Annotated in this window: 7 protein-coding genes; 4 read left to right on the top strand and 3 right to left on the bottom strand. The window is 62.3% G+C overall.

Annotated elements, in window-relative coordinates; all coding sequences use genetic code 11:
* Positions 1 to 129: 129 nt before the first annotated feature.
* The gene (locus tag PDO_RS17920; protein ID WP_007605284.1) at positions 130 to 1,563 is read right to left on the bottom strand and encodes an FAD-linked oxidase C-terminal domain-containing protein; all 1,434 of its coding nucleotides are present in this window, start codon (positions 1,561 to 1,563) and stop codon (positions 130 to 132) included.
* Between the two features lie 142 nt (positions 1,564 to 1,705).
* Here PDO_RS17920 and PDO_RS17915 point away from each other — a divergent pair, with 142 nt between their 5' ends.
* The gene (locus tag PDO_RS17915) at positions 1,706 to 2,602 is read left to right on the top strand and encodes a LysR family transcriptional regulator (RefSeq protein WP_007605282.1); all 897 of its coding nucleotides are present in this window, start codon (positions 1,706 to 1,708) and stop codon (positions 2,600 to 2,602) included.
* Positions 2,603 to 2,644: 42 nt separating this feature from the next.
* Here PDO_RS17915 and PDO_RS17910 read toward each other — a convergent pair whose 3' ends face one another.
* Positions 2,645 to 4,054: a DUF6880 family protein gene (locus PDO_RS17910; RefSeq protein WP_007605281.1), complete on the bottom strand. Its 1,410-nt coding sequence runs from the start codon at positions 4,052 to 4,054 to the stop codon at positions 2,645 to 2,647.
* Between the two features lie 181 nt (positions 4,055 to 4,235).
* A complete protein-coding gene (locus PDO_RS17905; RefSeq protein ID WP_007605279.1) occupies positions 4,236 to 5,507 on the bottom strand; it encodes a DUF3422 family protein in 1,272 nt (423 codons plus the stop codon).
* 180 nt (positions 5,508 to 5,687) lie between these two features.
* Here PDO_RS17905 and PDO_RS17900 point away from each other — a divergent pair, with 180 nt between their 5' ends.
* The 3 genes from PDO_RS17900 (at position 5,688) to PDO_RS17890 (ending at position 8,824) form a co-directional block, all read left to right on the top strand.
* On the top strand, positions 5,688 to 6,527 hold the full coding sequence (locus PDO_RS17900; RefSeq protein ID WP_007605277.1) for a FadR/GntR family transcriptional regulator: 840 nt from the start codon (positions 5,688 to 5,690) through the stop codon (positions 6,525 to 6,527).
* A 222-nt stretch (positions 6,528 to 6,749) separates the two neighbouring features.
* Positions 6,750 to 8,087: a glycosyltransferase family 4 protein gene (locus tag PDO_RS17895; RefSeq protein ID WP_007605275.1), complete on the top strand. Its 1,338-nt coding sequence runs from the start codon at positions 6,750 to 6,752 to the stop codon at positions 8,085 to 8,087.
* Positions 8,069 to 8,824: an HAD-IIB family hydrolase gene (locus PDO_RS17890; RefSeq protein ID WP_007605272.1), complete on the top strand. Its 756-nt coding sequence runs from the start codon at positions 8,069 to 8,071 to the stop codon at positions 8,822 to 8,824. The genes PDO_RS17895 and PDO_RS17890 overlap by 19 nt, the downstream gene beginning before the upstream one ends.
* Positions 8,825 to 8,872: the final 48 nt, after the last annotated feature.

Here is an 8,872-nt window from a genome sequence, read left to right as displayed (position 1 = left end):
CCATGGCGCAAGTCACCCTCGTTTGCGTCGTCTGCGTCTGACGTCTGCAAGGCGCTGCTCCATCTGATCTCCCCCCTTGTGGGGGAGATGCCCGGCAGGGCAGAGGGGGGTGCGCCATCGAAGCCACCATCACGACCTGCCCTCCAGCGGAAAGACCTTGGACGGGTTGAGGATCCAGGCAGCGTCGAAAGCGGCACGTACGGCCATCTGCTGGGCGAGATCGACCTCGGCGAACTGGTGGCGCATCAGGTCGCGTTTCTCGATGCCGACACCGTGTTCGCCGGTCAGGCAGCCGCCAGCATCGACGCAGAGTTTGAGGATTTCCATGCCGGCGGCTTCGGCCTTGGCGGCGTCTTCGGGATCGTTGATATTGTAGAGGATCAGCGGGTGCATATTGCCATCGCCGGCGTGGAAGACATTGGCGACACGCAGGCCGTAGCGATCGATGATCTCGGAGGTCTTGCGCAGGACATAGGCGAGCTGGCTGAGCGGCACCGTGCCGTCCATGCAGATATAGTCGGCAATGCGGCCGGTGGCTCCGAAGGCCGATTTTCGGCCTTTCCAGATCAGCGCAGCTTCGGTTGCCGACTGGCATTCGCGCACGGTCTTGACGCCGTGGCGCCTGGCGATCTCGACGATGGATAGCAACATCGCATCCATCTCCGCTTCAGAGCCTTCGACCTCGACGATCAGCAGGGCCTCGACATCGAGCGGATAGCCGGCCTTGGCAAAGGCCTCGCAGATCTCGATCGCCGGCTTGTCCATGAATTCGATGGCGACCGGGACGATGCCGGCGCCGATGACGTCGGCGACACAGGAGCCGGCGGCCTCGGCGCTGTCAAAGCCGAAGAGAACCGGGCGCGCGCCTTCAGGCTTGGCGAGCAGGCGCACGGTCGCTTCGGTGACGATACCGAGCTGGCCTTCCGAGCCGCAGATGAGACCGAGCAGGTCATACCCCTCCGCATCGAGATGTTTTCCGCCAAGATCGATCACCGTGCCATCGACCAGCACCAGCCTGACGCCGAGCAGGTTGTTGGTGGTGACGCCGTATTTCAGACAATGGGCGCCGCCGGAATTCATCGCGATATTGCCGCCGATGGTGCAGGCGAGCTGTGAACTCGGATCGGGGGCATAGAAGAAGCCATTGGCACCGACGGCCTCGGAAATGTTGAGATTGGTGACGCCGGCCTGCACGGTTGCCGTGCGATTGGCAAAATCGATGTCGAGGATGCGGCTCATCGCCGACAGGCCGAGCACGACGGCATCCTCCTGCGGGATCGCGCCGCCGGACAGCGAGGTGCCGGCGCCGCGCGGCACGACCGGGATGGCATGACGATGACAGTATCGCATCACGGCTGCGACCTGAGCGGTGGTTTCCGGCAGGACGACGGCGAGCGGCCTGCGGCGATAGGCAATGAAACCATCGGTCTCGAAGGGCACCAGCGCATTGGGCTCGTGCACCAGTCGTCCGGCCGGAACAAACTCGGCGAGATCGGCGAGGATTTCGGCGCGGCGTGACAGGATGGCTTCCTGCGGTGGCAAAAAGGCGATGGCTTCGGACATGCTGATACTCCCTTGTTCCACCGTAGTCCCGCGCCGCCGGATCCTCAACATGCACCAACTGGTAAAAAATACTTACCATTTTGAATCGCGAACGGCAAATGCTATGCACTTATGACAAATTGGTAAAAAGTAGCATTCACTCATGACAAATCTTGGCGATCTTGAAGTCTTCGTTCGCGTCATAGCAGCCGGGAGCATGTCGACAGCCGCGCGCGATCTCGGCCTGTCGCCCGCCGTCGTGTCGAAACGCATCAAGCGGTTGGAAGACAAGCTCGGCACCCGGCTTCTGCAGCGCACCACACGGCAGATCTCGCTGACGGAAGCAGGCCAGGGTTTCCACGAGCGGGTGCTGACCGTGCTTGGCGGACTGGAAGAGGCGGAAGCCTTTGCCTCCGGGCGCTCGTCGGAGGTCAATGGCACGCTGAAAATCTCGGCGCCAACCTCCTTCGGCCGCATGCATGTCGCGCCGCACCTGAAGCCGTTCATGCAGGCGCATCCGGATTTGGAAATCAATCTCGTGCTCTCCGACGAGTTCACCGACATTGTCGGCGGCGGCTTTGATCTCGCGATCCGCATTGCCGAACTGAACGACAGTTCGCTGGTGGCGCGCAGGCTGGCGCCGGTGCGCCGCGTCCTCTGCGCCTCGCCGGACTATCTGGCGGAACACGGCGAGCCGGTGACGCTAGAAGACCTCAAACGGCATCGCTGCCTGCCGGCGCACAATCATGAAGCCTGGCGGCTGGAGGGGCCGACCGGACCCGTCACGCTGCGCCCGGAAGGCATGCTGACCACCAATTCCAGCGAGGTTATCCGCGAGGCGGTGATAGCCGGGCTCGGCATCGCACTGCGCTCGACCTGGGATATAGGCTTGGAACTCAAGTCCGGGAAACTGGTTCAGGTTCTGCCGGCTTATGAAAGCTCGCGCAACGTGGCGCTGTCGGCAGTCTATCCGAGCCGTCAGTTCCTGCCGGCCAAGGTACGGCTGTTCATCGATTATGTGGCCGAACTCTACGGACCAAACCCCTACTGGGATCGGTAAGCATCCACCTACACAATAGAGACGAGGCAGGCGCCGTCCGGCTTAGGGCCAGATACCCGGAACCGCGCTCCAGAAGCCGTGCTTCTTCGGATGGTTGCGGCGAAGGTCGTCGACGAAATCCTCGTGATCCTTGAGCCTTGCATCGTCCGGCAGATGCGGAGCGATCCGGCCAAGCTCGACGAGATAGCGGGCGGCATGGGGATAGGCGACGCCGATGCCGCGGCGCAGGATATCTGATATCAGCGTGCGGTAGAGGACCGTTGCCGCCAGCGGCTGCTGATCTGCCAAGGCTTCCGCCGCCGGCGCCAGATCCTCGAAATAGCGACCTTCCCACCGATGATCATGGCGCAGCACATGGGCGGCAGCGCGATCGAGCTTGGGCCAGGTGACGAAAAACTCCAACGCGGCATAGATATCGCTGGCATTCTCGACCAGCGCAAAGGCGCGGTCGATCTCGTCGAACTCGGCAAAATCATCGAGTTTGGACAGATAGAGCTTGAGCACGGCTGGATCGAAGGTCTCGGAAAACTCGCGCCAGCGCAAAGCCTGGGCATCCTCGCGGCGCTTCAGCCGTTCGAGAATGTCCGCCTCCAGCAAGCGGCGCTCGCGGGCACCGTAATCGGGACCGACGGAAACCAGTTCACCCCTGAACGGCAAAAGCCGCAGGCCGCTCGGGCGTTGCTGTACCCATTCCAGTGCGTCCTGAAAACGGCCGGCGGCATGCATGAGTGCGGCCATGGCCAACGTGTCGCGACGGTTTTCCGGCTTGCTGTTTTCGAGCTTCAGCAATGTGTCGAGATCGCCCTGGTGCAGGGCAAGCGCCTGCAAGAGATCCAGCGCCCCGAGTTTCAGCGGCTCCTTGGGCAGGACTTCGTTCAGCAGCGCCTTCCAGGTGTCGGCAGCCGGCTTGGCGAGAACGCCGGTGAGCGTCGAGAGGAAACCGGTGTGTTCGCCGTAGCGATCCCGCAGCCGCAGCTTTTCGATCTGCGGCACCAGCAGCACCTGTTCTTCGGGCGCGATCGTCCCGATCAATTCGGCGGCGGCGACTTCAGTCTCATCGAAGACCTTCCAGAGCCTTGCATTGTCCGACACCAGCCGCGCGGAGATCGGGAATCGCAATGCCAGAAACCGCAGGATCCGCTCGGCGGCACCGACCGGATCGGCAGCGCCGAGTTCCGACAGGATGTTGCGCGACAGACCGGCGAATTCGACCGCCATATCCTTGGCACGGGCATTGTTGATGCGCGTCACCGCCTGGTCATAGGCATCGAGGCGCTTGTCGAGCAGGCGGGCCATTTCGTGCGGACCGGTCTCGCCCGCCAGCGCCGTCAACAGCCGCGCCTTCAGCGCCTTGTTGGCCGTCGCCTCCTCAAGCAGGATCTCGACCAGTTTATCGAGGCCAAGGCCGGACAGGCCCTTCTTGTCGAATTTCGCGCGTGTCTGCCTAGCCATCTAGTCCGCTTACATCATTCCTGCCATTGCCCCCTATATCGGCTGCCCGGCAAAGACGGGCAAGCAAATTCGGCACGGAAAACCATGCGATCCCAACCATGCGATCCTTCAATGTCGCCACGCGTCGCGACAATCTGCACCCCGGATGGCCAAGGCTGCGTTCCCACGCAGTCCCCGGGTCTCAATGCTCGTCTTCGTGGCTCTTCCGGATACGTCGCACCACCCACCAGACACCGAGCACGGCAAACGGCACGGACACGCCGGTGATCACCGCCGGGTCGACCGGCAGGATGTCGTGGCTGATGGCCTTTGCCGCATAGCCGATCAGGCCGACGACATAGTAGGAAATGGCAGCAACCGAGAGGCCTTCGACCGTCTGCTGCAGGCGCAACTGCATTTCGGCACGCCGGTTCATCGTGGTCAGCAGATCGGAATTCTGCCGCTCCAGTTCGACGTCGATCCAGGATCGCACAAGACCCGTGGCGCGCGACAGCTTGCGCGACAGGTTGGCCTGGCGTTCCTCGATCGACTGGCAGGTGCGCATGGCAGGCGCTAGGCGCCGCTCGAGGAAGGAACCGAGGGTTTCGTGACCCGGAACGGGCGTCTCGTCGAGCGTCTTGATGCGCTCGCGCACGATGCCGTCATAGGCGCGGCTGGCGCCGAAACGATAGAGGCTGAGCGCGGCATTGGCCTCCAGCTCAGCGGCAAGGCGGGTAATCTCGGCCAGCATCTCGTCGGATTCTTCGCGCGCATGGGCCTTCATGCGCTGGGTCACGGCGGTCAGGCCGTCTTCGATGCGGCGGATCTCGGGCGACAGCGTCTGGGCAAGCGGCAGGCCGAGCATCGCCGTCGTGCGATAGGTCTCGATGTCGAGCAGGCGCTGCACCAGCGCGCCGCGGCCGGCCTCGGTCATGCCGCGATCGATGACCAAGATCTGGGTCAGACCATTGCCGTCCTGGCGAAAGTCGGTCAGCACCGCCGCCTGACCGTTCTTCAACTCGCTGTAACAGAGGCTGGCGGGATCGAACGCCGCCTTGGCTTCGGCGATTTCCGGGCCGTCGGGACGCAGTTCCAGTCTGATGCCGGAAATCAGCGGACCCGGTGCAGTGAAGCCATCGCCGAAGGGATGGATCGGCACGTCGCCACCGAATTTTTCCGGCGCCGGGCCATCCCAGAACCAGGTGGAAAATTCGGTGTGGCGCTCCCAGCGCAGGGTGCCCTGCCCCCAGGCCAACTGGTGATGGCGGGCCTGGCGCTCCGGTGGCGCGATGCCACGACCGCGCGACAGCTCGGCGATCGCGGCATGATGCACAGCCGCGCCGCCATCCGTCATGAAAGCGAGCTGGAAGATTACCCGGCCGGATTTGACCAGCGCATAGGGCCGCGCATGAATCTCGCCGAGCGCCAAGGCCCGGTCCGGAGCCAGCGGAAATGCAAAATCACCCTTCGCCACTCATCCGTCTCCCATTGCGTCATCTGAAGACGTAGCAGCGGGAGGGACCTCCGGCAAAGGCCCAATCGTCACAGCCCTCGCAAGCAATGAACAGGTGTCGCGTTTCCGCCACGAACAAAGTGGATCGATAAATTGACCAATTGCGCCGCAGCTTGATAAAACGCGCAAAAGGAGACGCGAATGAGCGACAAGGATGACGGGCTGTTCGCAGGGGTGAGCCATAGCCGGACGGCCGACGAAGTTGTGCACCAGCTGGAATTGCTGATCCTCGACGGCGTGCTTCGCGATGGCGACAGGCTGCCCGGCGAGCGCGACCTTGCGCAATCGCTTGACGTTTCCCGGCCAATCCTGCGCGAGGCGCTGAAAGAACTGGAGGCGCGCGGCCTGCTGGTCAGTCACCACGGTGGCGGAACCTTCGTTGCCGATATCATCGGCCAGGTGTTTTCCAAGCCGATCACCGACCTGATCTCCCGACATGCGCGGGCGACCCGCGACTATCTGGAATACCGGCGCGAACTGGAAGGACTAACGGCAGAGCTTGCCGCCAGGCGGGCGACAGAGGACGACAAGGCGCTGTTGTCGCGGATCATCGACGACATGCGCCGGGCACATGAGATCGGCCAGCCCGAAGGCGAACTTGCGGCCGATGTCGAATTCCACAATGCCATTGGCGAAGCGGCACACAACGTCATCCTGCTGCACACGATGCGTGCCTGCTACCGGCTGCTGTCCGAGGGCATCCTCTTCAACCGCCGGGCCGTTTTCTCGCTGGCCAATGCCCGTGAACGGCTTCTCGAGCAACATATCGCGATCCATGACGCCATTCTTGCCGGCGATGCAGCCCTAGCCAAACAGGCGGCGCAGGCGCATATCGATTTCGTCATGCAGGCGGCAGCCGAGACAGCACGGTCAGACGAGTGGAGCCGGGTTTCCAAGCTGCGCATGATCCGCCGCGAGGGCCATCAGCCGTCCGGCCGAAGCCAGCGCAACGCTCTGCAGCCCAAGCCGGAAAACGACTGATCCCGAGCCGGGATCCAAGGGCCAACACTCTGCCGGCGATCGGATCAGCGTTGACAGCGGCCACATCGGCGATAGTTTTTTGTTGCTTGTTTCAGCGACTTAGGCCGTCAAATACCGCATCGGCTGCCATTTTCTGAAATTTTAATCTCATAACTTGGAACTTTTGCGTATGATGCGCGTTGTCTATCCGCTTCATACGAACAGATTTTCCAAGTGGGGACCATGACAAAACATATCGACCCGCAGGAGACGCCGCGTATCGCGCTTGTTTCCACCCATGGCTATGTGGCCGCTCACCCGCCACTTGGCGCAGCCGATACCGGCGGACAGGTGGTTTATGTTCTGGAACTGGCCAAGAAGCTTGCGCAGCTCGGCCATCAGGTGGACATCTATACGCGCCGCTTTGAGGATCAGCCGGAAATCGACATTGTCGACGACAATGTGCGCGTGGTGCGCATCCCTTGTGGCGGCCGTGACTTCATTCCCAAGGAATATCTCCATCGCCATCTGAACGAATGGAACGAGAAGGCGTTGCGCTACATCAAGCGCGAGGGCCTGTCCTATCTGTTCATCAACAGCCACTACTGGGATGCAGGCGTGGCCGGCCAGCGCCTGTCGGAGGCATTGGGCGTTCCGCACATTCACACGCCGCATTCGCTCGGCATGTGGAAGAAGCGGCAGATGGAGACCGACTATCCGGAGCGGGCCGACAAGTTCGAGACCGAATTCAACTTCAAGGAACGCATCCAGCACGAGCTGATCATCTACCGCAGCTGCCAGCTGGTCGTGGCGACGACGCCGATCCAGCTCGACATGCTGACGCAGGACTACGGCGTGGCACGCAACCGAGTGCACATGATCCCGCCGGGCTATGACGACAACCGCTTCTATCCGGTCTCCAACGCGTCGCGGCAGATGATCCGCAACCGGCTCGGTTTCGAGGGTACAGTGGTGCTGGCGCTAGGCCGGCTGGCGACCAACAAGGGTTATGACCTGTTGATCGACGGGTTTTCCGTAATGGCGAGCCGCATTCCCGATGCGCGGCTCTATCTGGCGCTTGGCGGCGAAAACCTTGATCCGCAGGAACAGAAAATCCTCGATGAGCTGCATGCGAAGGTCAAGCAATACGGGCTGGAAGAGCGCGTCGACTTCTCCGGCTTCATCGCCGATGACGACCTGCCGGACTACTACCGCGCGGCCGACATGTTCGTGCTGTCCAGCCGCTACGAACCCTTTGGCATGACCGCGATCGAGGCTATGGCCAGCGGAACGCCGACCGTGATCACGGTACATGGCGGTCTGTTCCGGGCGGTGAGCTATGGACGCCATGCGCTGTTTGCCGATCCCTTCGACAAGGAGGATCTCGGCATCACGATGATGAAGCCGTTCAAGCATCCGCGGCTCTACGACCGTCTGTCGCGCATGGGCGCGCACAAGGCACGCAGCCTGTTCACCTGGACGGGCATCGCCCAGCAGCTGGTGGCGCTGGTCGAGGGGCGTCCGGTGGCGCAGGCATTGGAAGAAAGCGACTGGGCCGAACCATGGAACGACGGCGATTGAAACCGATCCGGCTTTTTTCATCCGATCTCGACGGCACCCTTGCCGGCGACTGCCGGTCGACGCTGGAATTTGCCAGGCTCTGGGATGCGCTCGATCCAAAGACCCGTCCGCTGCTCGTCTACAATAGCGGACGCCTGGTCGAGGACATCCTGGAATTCACCTCAGAGGAAGGACTGCCGACCGCGGACTTCGTCATTGGCGGCGTGGGCACGATGATGCATGCGGCAGAGGATGAAATGCTTGCGCCACATTATTCCGGCGCGCTTGGGCGCGACTTCGACAGCACACGGATCGAAACGCTGTTGTCTGGCCTCGGCCACCTCAGCCGCCAGCCGGAACGTTTCCAGCACGGACTGAAATCGAGCTGGTTTCTGCACGATGCGACGACCGAAATGCTGGCGGAGCTGGAGCGGCTGTTGCAGGATGAGGGGCATTCCGCCCGGGTCATTTATTCCAGCAACCGCGATCTCGACGTGATCCCGGTTCTGGCGGACAAGGGGCAGGCACTGGCCTGGCTCTGCCAAAGGCTGGCGATCGGGCTGGACGAGGTGGTCGTTGCCGGCGATACCGGCAATGATCGCGCCATGTTCGAGCTGCCGTGCGTGCGCGGAATCATGCCGGGCAATGCGCTTGGCGAACTCGCAAGCCTCGCGAAGGCCAATCCACATATCGTCCAGACGCAAGGTCGCTGCGCGGCCGGCGTGATCGAAGGCTTGCGTCATTGGCAGGTGCTTTGACTGCGCCTGCCTGGACTTGCGTGCAAACAACCAAACTTAGTCAGTTGC

The organism is Rhizobium sp. PDO1-076 (genome assembly GCF_000247475.1).
Taxonomy (GTDB): domain Bacteria; phylum Pseudomonadota; class Alphaproteobacteria; order Rhizobiales; family Rhizobiaceae; genus Allorhizobium.
The sequence above is the reverse complement of the archived record's forward strand: the minus strand, read 5'-3'. Positions and strand labels throughout refer to the sequence as shown.

Coding starts and splice junctions, on each gene's coding strand:
- PDO_RS17920 (WP_007605284.1), bottom strand. CDS start 1,563: ATGTCCGAAGCCATCGCCTTTTTGCCACCGCAGGAAGCCATCCTGTCA.
- PDO_RS17915 (WP_007605282.1), top strand. CDS start 1,706: ATGACAAATCTTGGCGATCTTGAAGTCTTCGTTCGCGTCATAGCAGCC.
- PDO_RS17910 (WP_007605281.1), bottom strand. CDS start 4,054: ATGGCTAGGCAGACACGCGCGAAATTCGACAAGAAGGGCCTGTCCGGC.
- PDO_RS17900 (WP_007605277.1), top strand. CDS start 5,688: ATGAGCGACAAGGATGACGGGCTGTTCGCAGGGGTGAGCCATAGCCGG.
- PDO_RS17895 (WP_007605275.1), top strand. CDS start 6,750: ATGACAAAACATATCGACCCGCAGGAGACGCCGCGTATCGCGCTTGTT.
- PDO_RS17890 (WP_007605272.1), top strand. CDS start 8,069: ATGGAACGACGGCGATTGAAACCGATCCGGCTTTTTTCATCCGATCTC.